The sequence below is a fragment of the Rhodohalobacter sp. genome (assembly GCF_034521535.1).
Taxonomy (GTDB): Bacteria; Bacteroidota; Rhodothermia; order Balneolales; family Balneolaceae; genus Rhodohalobacter.
Genome location: NZ_JAXHMF010000002.1, coordinates 253435 through 273751, shown reverse-complemented (window position 1 = coordinate 273751; position 20317 = coordinate 253435). Strand labels below are relative to the sequence as shown.

Here is a 20317-nt window from a genome sequence, read left to right as displayed (position 1 = left end):
CTAAAGCTTTGGTGGGCAGGCCCACTGAGGATTTAGCCAGGCCGGTGATGTTGGGCGGTGCCCGACGAAGCCTTGGCATAGTCGGGGCTATAGCTCAGCTGGCTAGAGCACCTGCTTTGCAAGCAGGGGGTCCGGGGTTCGAATCCCCGTAGCTCCACGGACAGTTTGTTGAGATATTGAATGGTTGAATGGGTCTTTTGCCGGAATGGCGAAGGCCAGAGCATCCCGATGCAGTACAATCGGGAGGGTCCGGGGTTCCCCCGAGGAGTCGGGGCCGTAGCTCCACGGATGGTTTTTTTTATTGTGGTAATGAACACTAAGATGTACGGTGTCCCGAAGTTATTCGGGATGGACCGGATATGGGGATCGACGCCCCGGCAGTCTTCTTGCTTTCTTCCGGCAACTGGCGGGAGGGAGAGTTCTTTGACGTATTGAGGTAAGATGAAAATACTGGCTGTTCTCGCAGGGATGCGGGGGGAGCCGGTGAGTAAAGATTCTTTAAGATTTAAAGTATCAAACGAGGTAACATAATCGAGCTCATGTTTTGTGTGGATTGTGCAGATATTGTGCAAGCCATGCAAGGAAAAAGTAGAAAAGAGCGTACGGTGGATGCCTAGGCATACAGAGGCGATGAAGGACGTGCCAAGCTGCGAAAAGCTGCGGGGAGCTGCAAAGAAGCGTTGATCCGCGGATGTCCGAATGGGGCAACCCACTCCGGTTTACCGGAGTATCCCGACCTAGTCGGGAGGCATACGAGGGGAACTGAAACATCTAAGTACCCTTAGGAAGAGAAAACAATAGTGATTTCCCAAGTAGTGGCGAGCGAACGGGAGTGAGCCCAAACCAGGGGATGCTTGCATCCTTTGGGGTTGTAGGACTTACCATAAGACCAAGGAAGGTGAATCGAGGCTGTCTGGAAAGCAGCGCCACAGAAGGTGAAAGCCCTGTAGGTGAAGCCCGAATTGGTTGGTGAGTATCCTGAGTAGTGCGGGACCGGAGAAATCCTGCATGAATCTGGCGGCACCATCCGCCAAGGCTAAATACGTCTGTATGACCGATAGTGGACTAGTACCGTGAGGGAAAGGTGAAAAGAACGCCGAGAAGGCGAGTGAAATAGTACCTGAAACCGTGCGCTTACAAGCGGTCGGAGTCTTGGATTTATCCGGGATGACGGCGTGCCTTTTGTATAATGAGCCTACGAGTTGCGCCTGTCGTGCGAGGTTAATCCGCTCAGCGGAGAAGCCGAAGCGAAAGCGAGTCTGATAAGGGCGAGCAGTACGGCGGGGCAGACGCGAAACCGAGTGATCTATCCATGGTCAGGGTGAAGCTGGGGTAACACCTGGTGGAGGCCCGAACCGCCTGGCGTTGAAAAGCCATCGGATGAATTGTGGATAGGGGTGAAAGGCCAATCAAACTCGGAAATAGCTCGTACTCCCCGAAATATATTTAGGTATAGCGTCTGCCGTGTAGCTACATGGAGGTAGAGCACTGATTAGGCTAGGGCCCTTCACCGGGTACCAAACCTAGACAAACTCCGAATGCCGTGTAGTGTTGGCAGGCAGTCAGTGGCAGGGTGATAACGTCCTGTCGCGAGAGGGAAACAACCCAGACCATCCGTTAAGGTCCCAAAATACCAGCTAAGTTGAATAAAGAAAGTTGGATTGCCCAGACAACCAGGAGGTTGGCTTAGAAGCAGCCATTCCTTAAAAGAGTGCGTAATAGCTCACTGGTCGAGCGATCCGGCGTCGATAATTTGCGGGCATAAGCTGGTTACCGAAACGATGGATTCTATCACTTGTGATAGAGTGGTAGGGGAGCATTCCAGCGGCGTCGAAGTCGCACCGTGAGGTGTGGTGGAGCCTCTGGAAGAGAAACTGTAGGCATGAGTAACGATAAGAGGGGTGAGAAACCCCTCCACCGAAAACCCAAGGGTTCCTGATCAACGCTAATCGGATCAGGGTTAGTCGAGACCTAAGGTGTAGCCGAAAGGCGAAGCCGATGGAAAACCGGTTCAATATTCCGGTACCGACATCAATGTAAAGGCAAAGGCGTGACGCAGAAGTGACACTTCCGCCCCGTGACGAACGTCGGGGTTGAAGGGAGTAGGCCGGGGTGCAGGCAAATCCGCACCCCATCAGGCTGAACCCCAACAGTACCGGGAGGCTTCGGCCAAACGGATAGTGAAGGTAATCTGGCTGCCAAGAAAAGCGTCGTTGTTTGTTGATGTTGCTCGTACCTTAAACCGACACAGGTGGGTGAGGAGAGAATCCTCAGGTGCTCGAGAGAATCGTGGCTAAGGAACTAGGCAAATTCGATCCGTAACTTCGGGAGAAGGATCCCCCCTTGCGGGAGCAAGGGGGCGCAGTGAAAAGGTTCAAGCGACTGTTTACCAAAAACACATGTCTCTGCTAAGCCGCAAGGCGACGTATAGGGACTGACACCTGCCCGGTGCTGGAAGGTTAAAGAAGGGAGTTAGCTTCGGCGAAGCTCTTGACTGAAGCCCCAGTAAACGGCGGCCGTAACTATAACGGTCCTAAGGTAGCGAAATTCCTTGTCGGGTAAGTTCCGACCTGCACGAATGGTGTAACGACTTGAACACTGTCTCGGCCACGAGCTCGGTGAAATTGTGGTATCGGTGATGACGCCGATTACCCGCAGCGGGACGGAAAGACCCCGTGAACCTTTACTACAACTTTACATTGGCTTCGGCAACTGCATGTGCAGGATAGGCGGGAGACGGTGAAGCGGGCGCGCCAGCGTCTGTGGAGTCGCCCTTGAAATACCGCCCTTGAAGTTGCTGGATTCTAATCCGCCTAAGGCGGAGACATTGTATGGTGGGTAGTTTGACTGGGGCGGTCGCCTCCTAAACAGTAACGGAGGCTCCCAAAGGTACCCTCAGCATGGTTGGCAATCATGCGCAGAGTGTAAAAGCATAAGGGTGCTTGACTGTAAGGCATACAGGCCGAGCAGGAACGAAAGTTGGGTTTAGTGATCCGGTGGCACCGCATGGAAGGGCCATCGCTCAAAGGATAAAAGGTACTCCGGGGATAACAGGCTTATCTCCCCCAAGAGTTCATATCGACGGGGAGGTTTGGCACCTCGATGTCGGCTCATCGCATCCTGGGGCTGGAGAAGGTCCCAAGGGTTTGGCTGTTCGCCAATTAAAGCGGTACGCGAGCTGGGTTCAGAACGTCGTGAGACAGTTCGGTCCCTATCTGCTGTGGGCGTAGGAATATTGAGGAGAGCTGCTCCTAGTACGAGAGGACCGGAGTGGACGCACCGCTAGTGTACCTGTTGTGACGTCAGTTGCATCGCAGGGTAGCTATGTGCGCATGTGATAAGCCGCTGAATGCATCTAAGCGCGAAGCACACTCCAAGATAAGTATTCCCCAAAGAGTCCTGGAAGACGACCAGGTTGATAGGCGGCAGGTGTACGCACAGTAATGTGTTTAGCCGAGCCGTACTAAGTACTCTTCAGTCTTTGCCTTGCATGGTTTGCACAAGATTTGCACCCCATCAGGCATGAGTCAGCAAAAACGATTGGGTTACCCCAAACTCTTCATCTTACCCCAACAACGTCAACAGACATTTACAAACAGTTTTGATGTGGTGATTATAGCGCGGAGGTTCCACCCGTTCCCATTCCGAACACGGAAGTTAAGCTCCGCAGCGCCGATGGTACTCCTTATGGGGTAGAGTAGGTCGTCGCCTCATCTCTTCTTACAAGCCCTGAACGCTCCGCGTTCCGGGCTTTTTTTATTCCCCCAACTCCTCTCCCCACATCCCCCAACCACCACGAATGGTTTTTGTTTGGGTTAGATTTTTCTGTCTACCGTCTTCATCATCTCCTGATACCAACTGCCAAATGTGCCATCATTGATCCTATCCTTTACTTCCTGCATCAACCAAAGGTAGAAAGTGAGGTTATGTTTGGATGTCAGTTCAAGTCCAAGTATCTCATTCGATTTTATAAGATGATGGATATAGCTCATATTATAGCGTTGACAAAGATCTGAAGGGAAATCAGTGTCGAACGGTTTGTGATGATGCTTCCATTTCGCATTTCTTACATTCACTTTACCGTGACGGGTAAAGATCATGCCGTTTCTGGCGTTACGTGTCGGCATCACACAATCAAACATGTCAACTCCGTAGGCTATATTTTGCAGTAGATTGGCGGGCGTACCGACCCCCATTAAATACCTTGGTTTATCTTTGGGTAAATAATCCGTATTGAAATCTGTAATTTCATACATCAACTCTGTAGGCTCACCAACACTTAACCCGCCTATAGCCAAACCTTCAAAATCCAATGATGCCATATATTCAGATGATTCTTTACGAAGGTCTTTGTGTACGCCACCCTGAACAATACCAAACTGAAGCTGATTGTGACCGTAAAGAGGTTTAGTTTTTAAGAAATGCTCGCGGCCTCGTTTAGCCCATCGATGTGTAAGCTTCATAGAGTTTTCTACATAATCACGCTCAGCCGGATAAGGTGGACATTCATCCAATATCATCATGATATCTGAACCAAGAATTCGCTGAGTTTCCACTACATTTTCCGGCGTAAAGAGATGTTTAGAACCATCCAGGTGACTCTTGAAAGTTGCTCCTTTCTCTTTTAGATCACGTATCTCTGAAAGAGAAAAGATCTGGTATCCACCGGAATCAGTCAGAATAGGCTTGTCCCATCCCATAAATTTATGGAGGCCACCTGCGGCCTGCATAATCTCATTTCCGGGCCTCAGGTAGAGATGATAGGTATTCCCCAGAATAATCTGAGCTTTCACCTTATTTAAAAGATCATCCTGATCTACAGCCTTAACAGTACCCAATGTGCCAACAGGCATAAAAATTGGAGTCTGTATTTCTCCGTGATCAGTCTTTAAAGTTCCTGTTCTGGCTTTTGTCTGTGATGATTGTTGATGTAGTGTAAACAAAGAAATTTTTATTATTTGTAATTAGAACACGCTATTTTCAGCATTCTCGGGAAATGAAAATAAGCATCGCAGGTAAGTATTAACAGTTAAGAATACTGTTTCGAATAAATCATACAAGAAAATGAAATCCAATACGATCGTCATTATTCCGACGTATAACGAATCCCACAACGTTTCAAGACTGATTGAGGTTGTGATGAAGTTAGAGCCGGAAATAGATATTCTATTCGTAGACGATGGCTCGCCTGACGGAACTGCTGACTTGATTAAAGGTAAAATCAAACAATATCCCGAACGAATTAAGATAATAGAGAGAGAGGGTAAACAAGGTCTGGGAACAGCATATGTGAGAGGATTTGAATACGCTATGGAACATGGATATGATTATGTATGCGAAATGGATGCTGATTTCTCTCACGACCCGAATGATTTACCGCGACTGGTAGAGGTGGTCAAAAGTGGTAAAGCTGATCTGGCCATAGGTTCCAGGTATAGCAACGGCATTAGTATTGTAAATTGGCCACTGAGACGCCTGATTCTATCCTATTGTGCCAATTTATATGCCAGGATTATAACAGGTATTCCGGTAAAGGATACAACGGCAGGTTTTAAATGCATTCACCACAAAGTTCTGGAAACAATTGATCTGAAGAAAATCCGATCAAACGGATATGCATTTCAGATAGAAATTCATTTCAGGGCATGGAAGGCCGGGTTTAAATTGAGTGAAGTATCCATCATTTTTAAGGAGAGAGAAGAGGGGGTTTCAAAAATGTCCAAGTCTATTGTGAGAGAGGCAATTTGGAGAGTCTGGAGCCTGAAGCTGAGAAGTATTTTAGGGAAACTCTGATTGCTCAGCGGTAAATTATGGATCCGAAAGAGACGGCGCTTTCGGTTGAGGTATCATCCCACCAGTGATAGTTAATTTGTTCACCGTTCAGATTTCCGAAAGCATTTATAAAAGTATATAGCGGAGGAAAACCACAGATTCTGCTTGAATCGTAATGTGAGGCAATGTTTTTAAGCAGTTGATCAGATTTCATATTTACTGAAGCGTCCAGGAAATTTGTATCGATAGACTGAACTTTATCTCTCATTAAATCCGCGTTGGTCCGATCACCAAACTTTTTTCCAACGTGTGATAAATCACCGCTGATTAAGTAGAATGTACCTTCATCGTCCAACGTCTTAAGCTGATCTGTGAATCGATCTATTTTACCTGCCAAATCACCTGAATTGTGATAGAGTATCTCATCAAATGAACCGATTAGAATTGGGACGATCTGAAAATCATGTTTCCAAAAATGAGAGGCAAACAGGAGATGAGTTTCTATGCTATGCTCAATTCTGTGAGCCCTGTCTGTCAAGGTGATTCCAATGTCTGAATCACTGTTACTTAGTCGATTTATATAATCCCGATCCGTTTCAATTAAACGATGGGGCAGTTTGAAATCTTTATTGGTTGCTATAAAAGGTTTTCCATCGTAAATATCCGGAAAGTATCCAGCATAATGGCTTGTGGCTAAAATCACTACCCGTTTTGGCTTTAGACTGCCTAAGTGGGAAAATGCTTCTGCATATTGATGTTGCCCTACACTTAGCTCAATATGAGGTGCGTACAACGCTTTGGCGTCATGCAACAATGAAGGTTTTGTGTTCTCAAAAAGGGTTGTCATATACTCATCCAACTGATCGGAATTTTCCGGATAACTTCGCCCGGCCAAAACCGGATTTCGGACAGAACCCTTCTCAAACTGCTTTTCAATTTTGTTTGAAAAAAGTTTGAAATGCTTGGTAAATAATATCCGGTTTTGATCAAGCAGCTGGATGAATTCAAGAAGTTCATCTGTTGAAATATTTCCATTGGAAAGCTTACAGATTTCCTTTACTGATGTTCTATTATTGATTAAAGAGAGTACAGTTTCAACCTGACTGTCGAGTGCGAAATTAGGTGAAGCGTAGCCCATCACGTCATGGAAGTAAAGCAGATCTCTCCCATCATCTTTAATAGGTATAATATTTAAATCCGGCCGAATACCCGGAATGGGAGATGTCAATGAATCAAAAAGAAGAGTGTCATTCATTTTTGTTCTGGCCTCTCATTTTCCAGCATTCACATTTTTTACCGTACTTAATACAGATAGGATGATCCGGCGGTTCCGAAATACGGGCTTTACAGGCATTCCTTCCATGATGAATCATCAGGTGTGATAGGTTTGTCCAATGCTCCTGAGGGAAAAGCGCCATCAGGTCTTTCTCGATCTTATTGGTATTCTTTTTCTCCTTTGTAAGCCCAAACCGGTTGGAAAGCCTCTTCACATGTGTGTCTACAACTACTCCAACATTTTTGTTGAAGGCGTTTCCAAGAACTACATTCGCTGTTTTACGAGCGGCTCCTCTTAGTTTTAGTAAATCTTTCATGGTGTCAGGTACTTCGCCATCAAACTCCTCCACAATAGTTTGGGAAGACTCCTTTAAAGATTTAGCCTTATTACGATAAAAGCCTGTTGTACGAACCAGTTCTTCCAATTCTTCGAGCGGGGCTTCGGCCATGGCTTCCGGAGTAGGATAAGCTTCGAAAAGTGCCGGTGTAACTTTATTTACACGAACATCCGTGCACTGCGCACTGAGTATTGTTGCAATTAACAACTCAAAAGGGTTTCTGTGGTTTAATTCACATACCGGATTTGGATAGTATTCATAAAGTTCTTCCAAAATATTTTCCGCGAGCTCTTTCTGTTTTTTTGTCTTCTTTGGAAGTTTTGCCACTTTAAATCGTTTGTTTGAAATTGACATTAATTGCACTCAACATATGAATGTAGCTATTTAAATAAAATTTTTATCAACATCGTTTACTAGATTAACTATTGGCGAATACTTCATATTCGGGAATCGAATTCGTAAACTTGCCCATCAATAATAATCGAACCCCTGAAATGAAGAAGTACGCAGCTTACGGTACAGTACTCTTATTTACTCTTATCTACATTTTAAGCTTTGTGGATCGCCAGATTGTTGCTGTTTTGGGTACCCAAATACGGGACTCTCTGGAATTAAGCAATTTCCAGATAGGCTTGCTTTACGGACCGGCGTTTTCGTTTGTCTATGCCCTGGCCGGAATTCCAATGGGGCGCATTGCCGATAAAACATCCAGAAAATTGATGATATGTACCGGGCTGTTTATCTGGAGTTTAATGACGGTATTGAGTGGTTTCGCGGCTTCTTTTGCTTTTTTGGTTACAGCACGGATATTTGTTGGATTGAGTCAGGCGATGCTAAGCCCGGCAGTATACTCTTACCTGGCGGATGCCTTTTCTCCCAAACATAGAGCTACGGTTTTTTCTATTTATGCGAGCGGGATTTTTATAGGAGTCGGTTTGTCATTTTTGGTTGGCGGTACAGTCTCTTTGCAGTACGATTGGAAAGTGGCAATGATCGTAGTTGGAGTGCCCGGTCTGATACTGGCACCACTAACCTGGTTTTTAGTCCGGGAACCGGATAAAACAAAAAAAGCTGATAGTGGCGAAGTAAATATTGTTACTGATTTGAGGACGCTTCTATCAAAAAAATCAGTTGTTTTTCATCTGCTGGGGTTCTCTTTTTTGGCTTGTATGGGATATACCATTCTTGCGTTTATTGGAAATGTTTTTAATGATATTCACCAAAGGCCGGACCTGATTCCACTTTACGGTTGGTTTATGTTTGGTGTTGGAGTTATGGTTATCCTATCGGGAAAAATTGCAGATAAATTGGCTCAGATTAAACCGGAAAGGCGCTATTATATGGGTGTATTTGCGGCTTTGGGAGGTGTCCCATTTTATGCCTTAGGGCTCTATGCAGACACTCCCGAAATGGCGTTTCTATTTATGGGAATTGGTGTGTTGTTTGCCTCATCATATAATGGGGTTGCCGCAGCAATTATTCAATATTTTGTTCCATCCCGAAAGCGTGCACTTGCAGGGGGGTTGTATCTCTTTGTAATAAGCGTTGCCGGTTTTGGAGTCGGACCGCCCTTAACGGGTTGGTTGATAGATTTTGTATTTTCTGGGCCGCTGGCAGTTTCACACTCCATGATGACGGTTATTGCGGTTTCATCTTTAGGGGCATCACTCTTTTTAATTAAAGCGATGAAATACTACAATGATGATTCAGTAAGTGAATATGCTGTAATAGACTAAAAAACAATTAAAGGTTAGATAGTTGAGTAAAACAAAAAGTGAAAATCGTGATAAGACAGATTGGAAAGAATCGCCTTATCTGATTATTAAGGGGTTTTTAATGGGCTCGGCTGATATTGTGCCCGGCGTTAGCGGCGGTACTTTAGCTTTAATTACAGGAATTTACCACCGGTTGATTTTTGCGATCAAAAGTGTTGACAGCAAGGTTGCAAAACATCTTTTGAAGTTAAGATTCAATAAGGTATTTGAGCATTTTCACTGGAAGTTTCTGCTTCTGCTCTTTACCGGAATTATCCTGGCGATCATCTTTTTTACGCGAGTTGTACCACTGCAGGTTTACATGTTTACGCATCCTGAACTTGTTTACGGCCTATTTTTTGGATTGATTTTGGGGTCTGTGTTTCTTTTGATTGCAGAACTGGACAAAGAACATCGAAATATAAAAGCGCTGTTACCCCTGTTGATTGGATCTGCAATTGGGTTTTGGGTGGTTACACTGGTGCCGACCGAAACTCCTGAGACTTTCTGGTATGTATTTATAAGTGGTGCGGTTGCGATTTGCGCAATGATTTTACCCGGTATATCAGGCTCCTACATATTATTGATTTTCAGAAAATATGATTACATACTAAGTCAGCTGGGGGCTATTGGCTCGGCCGAAACAGGTCAGGCGCTGATAAACATATTACCGTTTGTGATTGGAGCCGCTACTGGACTGATACTTTTTTCCAGAGTGCTGTCCTGGTTGTTAAACCGCTACTACTCAATAACTCTTCTTATTCTGATTGGCTTTCTAATCGGTTCGCTTTATGTGATATGGCCCTATCAAGATCGTGAATATGAGGAGACTGTGAGAAGTACTGAAATGTTACCGCCTGACCACCGGCTGGTTACTGATTTGAAGGAACGAGATGAAACTCCAAATAAGCCGGAGTATCAACGGCTTGGGGAAGAGGTAGAGGCGGACAGTGGCGAGCGAATGGTTGAAGTGGAATCCGTTTCCAGGAAATTAATTTCAAGTAAACCCTACTTTCCCACCAAAGAAAATTATGAGACAGAACGCGAGGTAAACCTGGCACAGGGGTTGACCGGCATGGGCCTTGGATTCTTATTGATAATAGGAATCGCCTTCCTGCGAAAAAGGTCTCCAAATAGTTGAAATATTTTCAGATAAGCTAAATATTTCTTGCTTAATAGACGAGAATCTTCAAAATTAAAGTAGAGGCTATCGACTACGTTTTAAGGTGTCAGAAGGTTTTCACCGATTTGAAAAAGTATATGAATTCTAATATCAAATGAAAGCTAAAATCATGATTACATTCAATAAAATTCTGGTACCAACAGACTTCTCAAAAGGAGCAGAGGGAGCGTATGCTGTTGCGCAAAAAATTGCCAAGAAATTTGGAGGCAAGATCGATTTTATTCACGTCGTGCCAACACTTAAGTACTTAAATGAAAGTATAAAACGACTGGGTGTTCCTCTCGATATGAATAAGGATATATATCCCCGGGTTATTGAAGAGGCGGAGAAGAAAATTGAGAAGGCGATGTCATCGTATATAGCTGAGGAGAATCGTGGTGAGAACATCGTGAAGATTGATCGCCGGCCTTCTGAGGCGATTGTAGATTATGCTAAAAAGAACGGGCACGATTTGATATTGATCGGTGCCAAAGGTGCGCATGAAACAAAAATGCTTCGCGGAAGCGTGACGGAACGAGTGATCCGGCGGTCTAAAATTCCGGTATTCTCAGTTGGTGACCGATTCAATATAGATAAAGTTAAGAATATTGCGGTAACCACAGATACATCCGAGCTTTCACTAGCGTCGTTTCCGATGGCTGCAGCTCTTGCCGACTCCTTTGGGGCGAGCATAACACTATTTCATGTCATAGAACTCTACGGAAGTATTTCTGAGGAAATCCCGAGATCACCGGAAAAAGGAGAGTCGATCTCAATTTATGAGGCGATTATCGAGCGATTAAATAATTACCTCACGAAAAGAAAAATTGATAATGTTCACGTACAAAGAACCGGTGTAACGTTCGAAGACGAAGTCGTAATAACGGATGGCGATCAGAGCCGTACCATTCCTCTGTTTACGAAAATTGAGAAGGGAGTTTCTGCTCATTACGAGATTGAAAACTACGCTTCTGAGAATGCTGATCTCGTTATGATGGCAACTCATGGCCGGAGTGGATTTGCTCATCTGATTCTTGGTTCAACAGCTGAGAAAGTTGCTCAATATGTGTCGAAACCGGTTATCACGGTTCGTCCGGATGAGAAGGATTTCGAAGAAGCTTAACAGTAATAATAAAGAGATTTATCCGGGGAGGGAAACATGAGACTAAAAAACAAGAGCGTTGTAATTACCGGCGGAGCCGGGGGTATTGGTTTGGCAACTGCCAAAAAGATGCTCGAAGAAGGAGCAGCCGGAATTTTATTGGTTGACCTGAGTGAGGACGCTTTAAAAGAAGCTACCGCAGAAATTGACAGTGATAAAGTTCACTATATATCTGCGGACGTTACAAAAAACGATGACGTGAAAAAGTACACGGATAAAGCAATTGAGCTTTTTAAAAAGATTGATGTGCTATTTCTGAATGCGGGGATTGAAGGGGTTGTAAAACCAATCGAGGAATACCCTGAAGAAATCTTTGATAAGGTAATGAATGTGAATGTTAAAGGGGTATGGCTTGGCATGAAACATGCGTTTCCTCACATGAAGAAAAACGGAGGTGGCAGCATTATGATTACTTCATCCGTTGCCGGCTTGCAGGGCACCCCTAACGTAAGTGCTTACGTTACCAGTAAACACGCTACAATAGGCGCTATGAAGGTGGGAGCGTTGGAAGGTGCGGCCGACAAGGTTAGGGTCAATACGATTCACCCAAGCCCTGTAGACAATAGAATGATGCGCTCTTTGGAAGAGGGGTTTGCGCCCGGTGGCGGTGAAGAGGCAAAAAAAGGTTTTGAGCAGATGATACCTTTGGGGCGTTACGCCAATAACGAGGAAATCGCAGATCTCGCTCTTTTTTTGGCATCTGACGACAGCAAGTTCATCACAGGTGCTCAGTATGTAATAGACGGAGGTTTAACAACCTAACGGAGACCTGATAAAATATAAGCTTATGCAGGCCAATCGCTTTAAAACGGTTGGCCTTTTTTATTGAGTAAATTTTTAAATAATTTAGCAATAAGTCTTGATTTTGTCTGCAAATAGCCACATTCTTTTTTAGTAAAAATGATGGGAGATATTGAAACTTTATAAAAAGTTTTTCGTAGGAGCACCCGTTCATTAACCATAAACTATTCATAATCGTTATGACCAAAAAAAATAGACTACTAACAGGAATCTTATTTGTCCTGGCCATGCCGGCGATTTTATTCGCTCAGGGGCTGGAGACATTTGAAGAAAAAGTAACAGAATTTACATTGGACAATGGTTTACACTTCATCGTAATTGAACGTCCGGTGGCACCGGTTGCTTCATTCGTGACGTTTGTAAACGTTGGAAGTGTGAACGAACCGGTTGGTAACACCGGGGTTGCTCATATTTTTGAGCACATGGCTTTCAAGGGTACAAAAGAGATTGGCACAACTAACTGGGAAAAAGAGAGTACTGCTATTACAAGAGCAGATTTTCTATATCGGCAGTGGGTTCGTGAGCGAAGTAAGCCAAACCCCGATCAGGAGAGAGTGGAACGGCTAAAGAAACGCTTTGATGAAGCGGTTGAAGAAGCTGATCAATATGTAGTAAGTAATGAATTTACTCAGATTATTGAACAGAATGGTGGTACCGGTTTAAATGCTTTTACGAGCGCGGATGCTACCGGTTATTTCTACAGTCTGCCGGAAAACAGAGCTGAGCTATGGTTTTCGTTAGAGTCTGATCGATTTTTGAACCCCGTATTTCGGGAGTTCTTTGCTGAAAAAGACGTTGTAATGGAAGAGCGCCGTATGCGTACAGACTCCAATCCCGTTGGACGTCTTATTGAAGAGTTTTTGAGTGTTGCCTACTCTGCACATCCTTATAAAAATCCCGTTATAGGTTGGTCCTCTGATATTCAGGGTACATCTATAGAGGATGCTAAAAATTTTTATAATCAGTATTACACTCCAAGTAACATAACCATAGCTATTGCAGGTGATGTTGACCCTACGAACATCAAAGATCTTGCGGAAACCTATTTTGGCCGAATGGAATCAGGCCAACCGGCACCTGAAGTGATCACAAAGGAGCCTGATCAGCGTGGTGAACGTCGATTTGTTATGGTAGAGGAGTCTCAGCCATTTTTCCTTTCCGGCTATCACACGGTTTCTCAAACGCACCCCGACTTTGCAGCACTCCAATTGGTTGGGGCAATAACATCGCAGGGCAGAACGTCCAGACTTTACAAACGTCTTGTTGAAGATGAGCAGATGGCTTTAGCCGTTCAGGCTTTCAATGGATTTCCGGGCACAAAATACCCCGGTCTGTTCATGACACTTGCCGTTCCAAATCAGGGTGTTTCTCTGGAAGAGGTAGAAGCTGTGATTGAGGAAGAATTTCAAAAAGTAAAAGATGGAGACATTACTCAGGAGGAACTGGACAGGGCCATTACAAACGCACGGGCAAGTCAGGTTCGGAGTCTGAACAGCAACATGGGGTTGGCGCTCGGATTTGCGGAAAGCCACGCTCAGCGAGGTAGCTGGAAGGAATCTTTCAACGCTTTGGAAGCACTTGAAGCAGTGACTTTGGATGATCTACAGCGTGTTGCGCAAACCTATTTTGTGAAAGAAAATCGCACTGTCGGTATGATTAAAAATGAATCTGCTGAAGAAGAAGAAGTAGCAATCAATACTGAAGAAAACTAAAGGGCAAAACCATGAAAAAAATTATTCTAACAACGATTGTTTTTCTTTTAGCAGGCTTACAGGCAATGAATGCCCAAAGCCGTTGGGATGAAATTGAGTTTCCCGAAATCAACAATTTTGAAATGCCGGATATTGAGATCTTTGAGCTCGATAACGGTATTCGATTTTATTTGGTTGAAGACCGCGAGCTTCCCTTAATTAATCTGAATGTAAGAGTTCGAACCGGCTCATTTCTTGATCCGGCTGATAAGATAGGGCGAGCTTCCCTAACGGGTACCGTTATGAGATCTGCCGGGTCGGAAATGTATCCCGATGATGAACTGAACGAATTGCTTGAAAACAGAGCTGCTCGTATGGAAACCGGCATTGGCCTCACTTCCGGCTCCGCTTCCATGAACGTACTGGAAGAGGACTTTGAAGAACTTCTGCCTGTCTTTATCGATCTGATTAGAAACCCGCTTTTTTCTGAGGATAAGATCGAGTTGGCAAAAACCCAGTTTAAGTCAGCCATCTCTCGCCGAAACGATGATCAGGGAAGTATTGCCAACCGCGAATTCCAGAAACTCATTTACGGTGATGATTCAGTTATTGCACGCCATACTGAATACGAAACGATTGATAACATTACCCGTGAAGATATGGTGAATCTTCATCAACGATCCTTTGTAGGAAATAACATGATGATCGGCGTTCTGGGCGATTTTGATACGGAAGAAATGAAATCAAAGCTGGAGGCTGCATTTTCTGATATACCTGCCGGTGAAGAGATTACGCTCGATATTCCTGAAGTAAACTATGATTTCGAGAGTACTGTTAATTTCATCGATAAACAGGATGTTAATCAAAGCTACGTGCTTTTGGGCCATATTGGAGGGATGCGAGACAATCCCGATTACGCCAAACTGCAGGTGATGAATCAGGTGCTTAGCGGAGGTTTTTCAAGCCGACTGTTTCAGGTTGTAAGATCTGATATGGGACTCGCTTACTCTGTATTTGGTTCATACGGCAGCGGAACATTTTATCCCGGTACATTTACCGCGGGTGTAATGACCGCCAGTGAAACTACGGCTGAAGCGATTGATGCCATCATAGGAGAAATCGAGCGGCTGCAAAATGAACCGGTTACGGAAGAAGAGCTGCAGCAGACCAAAGATCAGTTTTTGAATTCACTGGTTTTCAGATACGATAGCCGCGCAAGTATACTCAATGAAAGATTGGGCTATGACTATGCGGGCCTACCAGAAGATACTTTTGATCGACTGGTTGAGCAGATTCGAGAGGTTCAAACTGAGGATATTATGGAAGTTGCGCAAGAGTATCTGCGGCCGGAAGACGTCCAGATCCTGGTTGTGGGTAATTCTAATGGAATTGGTGATCAGCTTACGAAGTATGGAAATGTTAACGAAATTGACATAACCATTCCTGAACCGGCAGATGACAGAGAAGTTGTAGCCGGCGATGCAGAAATGGGTAAACAGTGGCTCGATAAAATGGCCACCGCCCTATTGCCTAACGGACCCTTTGAATCTGATTTGTCTTTTGAGGCAGATAACATTGTACAAAGTCCTGCCGGGGAAATGACGATTAAAGTTTCTCAGACGATCAATTTCGATGAGGAGCGTATTACATCGGTCATTAATGCTCCGATGGGTGAGGTAACGGTTGAGGTTGCTGACGGGCAAGGCGTAATGCGAATGGGCGGTAATGAGATGAGAATGCAGCCCCAGCAACTCGCCGAAGCAAAGTCAGAGCTTTACAGAAACTACCTTTACCTTGCATTAAACAGAGATGAGTTGGATGCAGAGTTTCTTGGAATGAAAGAGCTGGATGGCAGTGAGTATGCTCACATTCGTATTAATGATGAGATGCCTTTCGAGCTCTATATAGATCCTGAAACATCACTGCCAGCCCAGGCAGAGTATCGGCAGATGGATCCGCAGCAGGGAAAGCGGGTAACCGTAACCATGGAATATGGAGACTGGAAAGAGGAGAGCGGTGTTCTGATGGCCTACGAGACTGTTGGCTATTCCGATGGCAATCAAATTTCCAGAACGGTAGTAACTTCACACACCCTCGCTGACTAAATAACAGTCAACATATTGTTTATGAGAAAAAGGCCGGTTTATCCGGCCTTTTTTAATTTGAGGAGGTTTCGCCAATGTAGATGGTTAAAACCTAAGTTTGATTATTAAATTAATGTCAGTACGAGAGAGACACGGCTCATCTTTTGACGCGAAGCGAAACACGGAAGGCACTGAATGAGAGAATACACCTATTCCAAGAAGGTGGCTCCGACTTCAGTCCCGATCAACTGCACCGGGACTTCGTTGTCGACATGACTGTGTAAACCTCTCACCGGTAGCGAGCACAGCAGCGGGTCTAAAGATCCATTAAGTCTCAAAAATATTAATCGTTTTCGTTACTTTTATCCATTGATCTGAATGTAAAGAACAAAATCGATGAATGACCGCCTCTATCCAGTAATGTGCTTCAAACCAATCTCTCTGTTCGGCGGGTGATAGGTGTTGCCTTATATACCCCAGGTTTCGCTTCGCTGCATTCGGGGCTACCAATATTCTGCCCCTACAGGGCAAGCTTCTTGCTTAGATTTACAAAAAGCGGCATAGCACTAAATTATCAATAAGCACAAATTCTGATACGCCGCTACACAACGCCTTTCGCTGTCATCTCGAGCAACTAATTCTGCCCAAAAGCCTGCTCTTCGAAGCTTTAGCGGATTTGGCAGCGAAGGGAGAAAGGGGAATAGCCCCGACAGCTGAGTCTGTTGCACAACTTAAACCGGTAGAAAGGACGATTTGTTCTCGTAATACAGCATAAAAAGTTTCTTTATGCGGATAGTAAGACAAATAATATCAGCTATATAGTAGTTTTATATGAAGCCAATTTGTATCTTTATTCATGCAAGGAAAAAAACAGCGTACTCCCAAACTTTTCTATCAATTTGCCCTAAGCGACCTGGTTCCTGCCGACCATCCCTACCGGCGAATTGAACAACATCTCGATCTGCGCTTTCTATACAAAAAAACCCGTCATATGTACGGAACCGAAGGTCAGCAAAGTATCGATCCGGTTGTCTTTATGAAGATGTGCCTTCTTGGATACTTCAACAATATCACCTCTGATCGTGGGGTGTGTCGCTTCTGCACCGACTCCATCTCCGCGCGTTGGTTTTTAGGCTACGATATTGATGAGCCTCTGCCCGTACACAGCACCCTCTCTCGCACCCGGAACCTTTTTGGCGAGGAGCTCTTTGAAGAGGTCTTTTGCCTGGTTTTAGGGCTTTGCGTTGACGCCGGACTTGTTGAGGGCAAACGTCAGGCGTTCGACAGCGGACTGGTTAAAGCCAATGCCAGTATCGATTCCATGCAGCGAATTGTAATTATGGACGACGCCAGCGAGTACTGCCGGCAGGTAGAACAAGAGAACGCCGAACCTGCCTCCCTGCCTGTCCGCAGCAATGATGAGGACTCCGGGCCTGATTCGGCAGACAGTCTACGCTCGGTGGATTGTAAGACCGAAGAAGTCCATCCAAGCGAAAGCGCTCCAATAAAACACACGCCTCAGCCAGTGACCCGGACGCGCGTATGGCCCGCAAGCCGGGCAAGCCCACCGACATGTACTACCACGGGCAAATCAGCGTCGACAGCCAGCACGGGGTGATTGTTGGGGCCATGGCTGACTACGCCGACCTGGAGGATCACAAGAGTCTTCCCGGACTACTTGAGCGTGTTCAAAACAATCTTACTGATCACGGATTAGTCATTGAGGAGATCCTGGCAGATTCCAAATACAATACGATCACCACTATTGAGGCCTGCCAGCAGCAAGGAATTACCGCGTTTATGCAAAACCCGTCGGGATACAAACGAGAGCGCGAAGGATTCACCTTCGATGAGGCAGCCAATGCTTACCAGTGCTCGCAAGGTGCGACCCTTGCCTATAAAGGCAAACAGGCAAACCGTGACTATTTTAAATATATGTATCGTAGCAGCGCCGCAGATTGTGCCAACTGTCCGATTCGATCGCAATGCATAACGGGGAAATCGAAGGTTAAAAAGATCACCCATAGCAGTGGCAAAGCGCTCTACGATCTGATGGATGATCGGCTGCAAACCAACTACGGGCGGCGTATGCTTGCCAAGCGCAAGGGTATTGTGGAGCCGGTGATTGGAAACCTGATGCATCACAACGGGATGAAGAAGGTTTACGGGCGCGGGCTTGCTGCCGCCGATAAGCATGTTCTGCTGGCCAGTGCAAGCTTTAATCTGAAGAAATGGCTTCGTTATGGGGCTACAAAACCACTTCGCAAGGCCGCAAGTGCGGGAATTGAGCGAACAGCTAGTGTCGTTAATTGTTTGAGGGGAGCAATTTTAGATATGAGACATTACTACGCGTTAATTTTCCTCCGAAGGCTTACATGGTTACAACTTTAGTCAATTTTGCCTGAAAATCTGCTAAGGCAAAACATTTTGATCTTGAGTTGTACAACAGACTCAGCTGTCGGAGGGACACTCTCCAAAAAAATCTCAACCGGTAAACGCGTTATACAAGTTATTAAGTACAAGATAGCCACGGCTCATCTTTTGACGCGAAGCGAAACACGGAAGGCACTGAATAATCTTTGTTTTTTCGTGTTTCAGCAAGATTTAGCTCTGAAGGAGCGACGGTCAGTAACATCGTGCAGCGCGCGATGATAGCTAATCAATCATTCCATCAGGCAAGCCCCAACGCGGGCGCCGGTCCTGCTACATCTACTTCACAGTGTCTGTTTGTCAGATTAATCCCACACATACCGTTCATCAAAGTCCACTCCGTAATTTTTTAAAAACTTTCTGTACTCATCTTTAAAGCTCATATTTTGATGATGTTCATGCTGATTTATGATGTATTCAATAACTGAGTTTACTCCTTTCGGGGAGACTGAGAAGATTCCGTATCCATCCTGCCAGTAAAAATTGGCATAACGATCATCCATCGTTTTAATCCATTTGGAAGAGCCTTGTTTCATTTCCTGAAGCAGTTTCATTTGAGTTATTTTTCTTGACAGAAGGCATAAAATATGAACATGGTTTTTATGACCGCCAACTTGTACAGGATTACATTCCAGGTCTTTACATATCCCACCGATATAATTGTAAAGATCGGTTTCAATCGTATCATCGATCAGGTTTTTTCTGTGTTTTGTGCTGAATATGATATGCGTGTACACTTTGGAAAGAGACTGTGGCATAGAAATGTTTTGTTTGGATTACGCCCTTTCAGGGCTTTTATACTTAACAGTAGCATCTAACATAGCGCGCTGCACTATGTTATTGACTTTGCCCCTTTGGGGCAAATATGTTCGTTGATGTGAAAATCAAATACATTTCTAATATGATGAACAGTTTATACAGATCAACTTAGGTTTGAGAATATGTTTTTATTTTAATTATCCACATGAATCAACATGGAGCCTTATCAAATAATATTTTTACGAGTCCAAATAAAATAATGAGACAATTGTCAGAATTGGCTATATCAATTTTATACCTTTCTTCCCGAACGCTTTTGGGAACCCTTATTAGGGGAGTCTTATTCATACACTTTTTTGATATCGCGAATTCAGGTTTAAAGCACAGACGCCTTATCACGGCTAGCCTGTCGGATAGATGTAAACCGAAAGAGAAGTTCTGCAAGCTCATCAATCTCAGCAGCTTCTTCCAGTTGGACAATGGGTGCGTCATCAATCCAGTTTTGAACGGTATTGGTGAATGAAGGCCCAATCTGATTTACGGTAATGACTCCCATTTCTGATAAAGCTGCGGCATTACAGTACTGTTCGTACTGATTCTTGATCGGAACCGCCAGGAGTTTTTTGCCCAGATACATCGCTTCAGCACAGGTTTCGAATCCGGCTCCTGCCAATACTCCTTTGGACGACTCGATACTTTCCAGAAAGGGTTTATTTCCCACCGGCCGTACCCAAACGTTTTCTTTTTGATACTCTTCATCACATAGAGGCGAGAACAGATGCCACTCCGTATTTTTACACTGCAAAAAGATTGAGGCAAGGGTTTCATGATCAAATGAGGGAAGATAAACCGTAATGTGGTTTTTCTGAGTTGGACTCAGGTCTCGAATTTCCCGGCGAATGACCGGTGGAAGAATAAACGAATCATACCGTTTGAAGTGAAAACCGATAGCCCGATTTACGGGAGCAAAGTATTTTAATATAGACTCTGAAAAAAGGGATTTCGTTTTCGGACGCGGACATTTTTCCGATAAAAAAGATGCCTGATGACTCAACCCCACTGAGGGAGTTTTGGAGTTTATGGACGCCC

At 44.7% G+C, this 20317-nt stretch carries 14 protein-coding genes, 1 tRNA gene and 2 rRNA genes; 12 read left to right on the top strand and 5 right to left on the bottom strand.

What is annotated here, in order from left to right; translation table 11 throughout:
* Positions 1-83: 83 nt before the first annotated feature.
* The 3 genes from U5K35_RS03460 (at position 84) to rrf (ending at position 3714) form a co-directional block, all read left to right on the top strand.
* Positions 84-157, top strand: a tRNA-Ala gene (locus U5K35_RS03460).
* Positions 158-582: 425 nt separating this feature from the next.
* Positions 583-3488, top strand: a 23S ribosomal RNA gene (locus U5K35_RS03455).
* 117 nt (positions 3489-3605) lie between these two features.
* Positions 3606-3714, top strand: a 5S ribosomal RNA gene (gene rrf, locus U5K35_RS03450).
* 101 nt (positions 3715-3815) lie between these two features.
* On the opposite strand, the gene tgt is transcribed toward rrf, so the two are convergent.
* Entirely contained in the window at positions 3816-4943 is a 1128-nt protein-coding gene (gene tgt / locus U5K35_RS03445; protein WP_322570083.1) for a tRNA guanosine(34) transglycosylase Tgt, read from the bottom strand.
* Positions 4944-5064: 121 nt separating this feature from the next.
* Here tgt and U5K35_RS03440 point away from each other — a divergent pair, with 121 nt between their 5' ends.
* Positions 5065-5793 (top strand): polyprenol monophosphomannose synthase, encoded by a 729-nt coding sequence (locus U5K35_RS03440; protein ID WP_322570082.1) that lies wholly within the window; start codon positions 5065-5067, stop codon positions 5791-5793.
* 4 nt (positions 5794-5797) lie between these two features.
* Here U5K35_RS03440 and amrB read toward each other — a convergent pair whose 3' ends face one another.
* Positions 5798-7027 (bottom strand): AmmeMemoRadiSam system protein B, encoded by a 1230-nt coding sequence (amrB, locus tag U5K35_RS03435; protein WP_322570081.1) that lies wholly within the window; start codon positions 7025-7027, stop codon positions 5798-5800.
* Complete coding sequence (gene nth / locus U5K35_RS03430) at positions 7020-7739, bottom strand: endonuclease III (protein WP_416221576.1); 720 nt, start codon at positions 7737-7739, stop codon at positions 7020-7022. The genes amrB and nth overlap by 8 nt, the downstream gene beginning before the upstream one ends.
* 140 nt (positions 7740-7879) lie before the next feature.
* Between nth and U5K35_RS03425 the strand changes: the two genes are divergently transcribed.
* The 8 genes from U5K35_RS03425 to U5K35_RS03390 all read left to right on the top strand — a co-directional run bounded on the left by U5K35_RS03425 (position 7880) and on the right by U5K35_RS03390 (position 18430).
* Positions 7880-9121, top strand: coding sequence for an MFS transporter (locus U5K35_RS03425; protein WP_322570079.1), 1242 nt, complete (start codon positions 7880-7882; stop codon positions 9119-9121).
* A gap of 22 nt (positions 9122-9143) precedes the next feature.
* Positions 9144-10280: a DUF368 domain-containing protein gene (locus U5K35_RS03420; RefSeq protein ID WP_322570078.1), complete on the top strand. Its 1137-nt coding sequence runs from the start codon at positions 9144-9146 to the stop codon at positions 10278-10280.
* Between the two features lie 136 nt (positions 10281-10416).
* Positions 10417-11424 (top strand): universal stress protein, encoded by a 1008-nt coding sequence (locus tag U5K35_RS03415; protein ID WP_322570077.1) that lies wholly within the window; start codon positions 10417-10419, stop codon positions 11422-11424.
* Positions 11425-11460: 36 nt separating this feature from the next.
* Positions 11461-12225 (top strand): SDR family NAD(P)-dependent oxidoreductase, encoded by a 765-nt coding sequence (locus U5K35_RS03410; protein ID WP_322570076.1) that lies wholly within the window; start codon positions 11461-11463, stop codon positions 12223-12225.
* 218 nt (positions 12226-12443) lie between these two features.
* Entirely contained in the window at positions 12444-13976 is a 1533-nt protein-coding gene (locus tag U5K35_RS03405) for a pitrilysin family protein (RefSeq protein WP_322570075.1), read from the top strand.
* Positions 13977-13987: 11 nt separating this feature from the next.
* Positions 13988-16060, top strand: a complete 2073-nt coding sequence (locus U5K35_RS03400; RefSeq protein WP_322570074.1) for a pitrilysin family protein — start codon at positions 13988-13990, stop codon at positions 16058-16060.
* A gap of 835 nt (positions 16061-16895) precedes the next feature.
* Positions 16896-17657 carry a transposase gene (locus tag U5K35_RS03395; protein ID WP_322570073.1) on the top strand — a complete coding sequence of 254 codons (762 nt, stop codon included), beginning with the start codon at positions 16896-16898 and terminating at the stop codon, positions 17655-17657.
* Positions 17582-18430 carry a transposase gene (locus U5K35_RS03390; RefSeq protein ID WP_322570072.1) on the top strand — a complete coding sequence of 283 codons (849 nt, stop codon included), beginning with the start codon at positions 17582-17584 and terminating at the stop codon, positions 18428-18430. The genes U5K35_RS03395 and U5K35_RS03390 overlap by 76 nt, the downstream gene beginning before the upstream one ends.
* A 344-nt stretch (positions 18431-18774) precedes the next feature.
* On the opposite strand, the gene tnpA is transcribed toward U5K35_RS03390, so the two are convergent.
* A complete protein-coding gene (gene tnpA / locus U5K35_RS03385) occupies positions 18775-19227 on the bottom strand; it encodes an IS200/IS605 family transposase (RefSeq protein WP_322570071.1) in 453 nt (150 codons plus the stop codon).
* 377 nt (positions 19228-19604) lie between these two features.
* Positions 19605-20309 carry a glycosyltransferase family protein gene (locus U5K35_RS03380; protein WP_322570520.1) on the bottom strand — a complete coding sequence of 235 codons (705 nt, stop codon included), beginning with the start codon at positions 20307-20309 and terminating at the stop codon, positions 19605-19607.
* Positions 20310-20317: the final 8 nt, after the last annotated feature.

Coding starts and splice junctions, on each gene's coding strand:
- U5K35_RS03440 (WP_322570082.1), top strand. CDS start 5,065: ATGAAATCCAATACGATCGTCATTATTCCGACGTATAACGAATCCCAC.
- amrB (WP_322570081.1), bottom strand. CDS start 7,027: ATGAATGACACTCTTCTTTTTGATTCATTGACATCTCCCATTCCGGGT.
- nth (WP_416221576.1), bottom strand. CDS start 7,739: ATGTCAATTTCAAACAAACGATTTAAAGTGGCAAAACTTCCAAAGAAG.
- U5K35_RS03425 (WP_322570079.1), top strand. CDS start 7,880: ATGAAGAAGTACGCAGCTTACGGTACAGTACTCTTATTTACTCTTATC.
- U5K35_RS03415 (WP_322570077.1), top strand. CDS start 10,417: ATGAAAGCTAAAATCATGATTACATTCAATAAAATTCTGGTACCAACA.
- U5K35_RS03410 (WP_322570076.1), top strand. CDS start 11,461: ATGAGACTAAAAAACAAGAGCGTTGTAATTACCGGCGGAGCCGGGGGT.
- U5K35_RS03405 (WP_322570075.1), top strand. CDS start 12,444: ATGACCAAAAAAAATAGACTACTAACAGGAATCTTATTTGTCCTGGCC.
- U5K35_RS03400 (WP_322570074.1), top strand. CDS start 13,988: ATGAAAAAAATTATTCTAACAACGATTGTTTTTCTTTTAGCAGGCTTA.
- U5K35_RS03395 (WP_322570073.1), top strand. CDS start 16,896: ATGCAAGGAAAAAAACAGCGTACTCCCAAACTTTTCTATCAATTTGCC.
- U5K35_RS03390 (WP_322570072.1), top strand. CDS start 17,582: ATGGCCCGCAAGCCGGGCAAGCCCACCGACATGTACTACCACGGGCAA.
- tnpA (WP_322570071.1), bottom strand. CDS start 19,227: ATGCCACAGTCTCTTTCCAAAGTGTACACGCATATCATATTCAGCACA.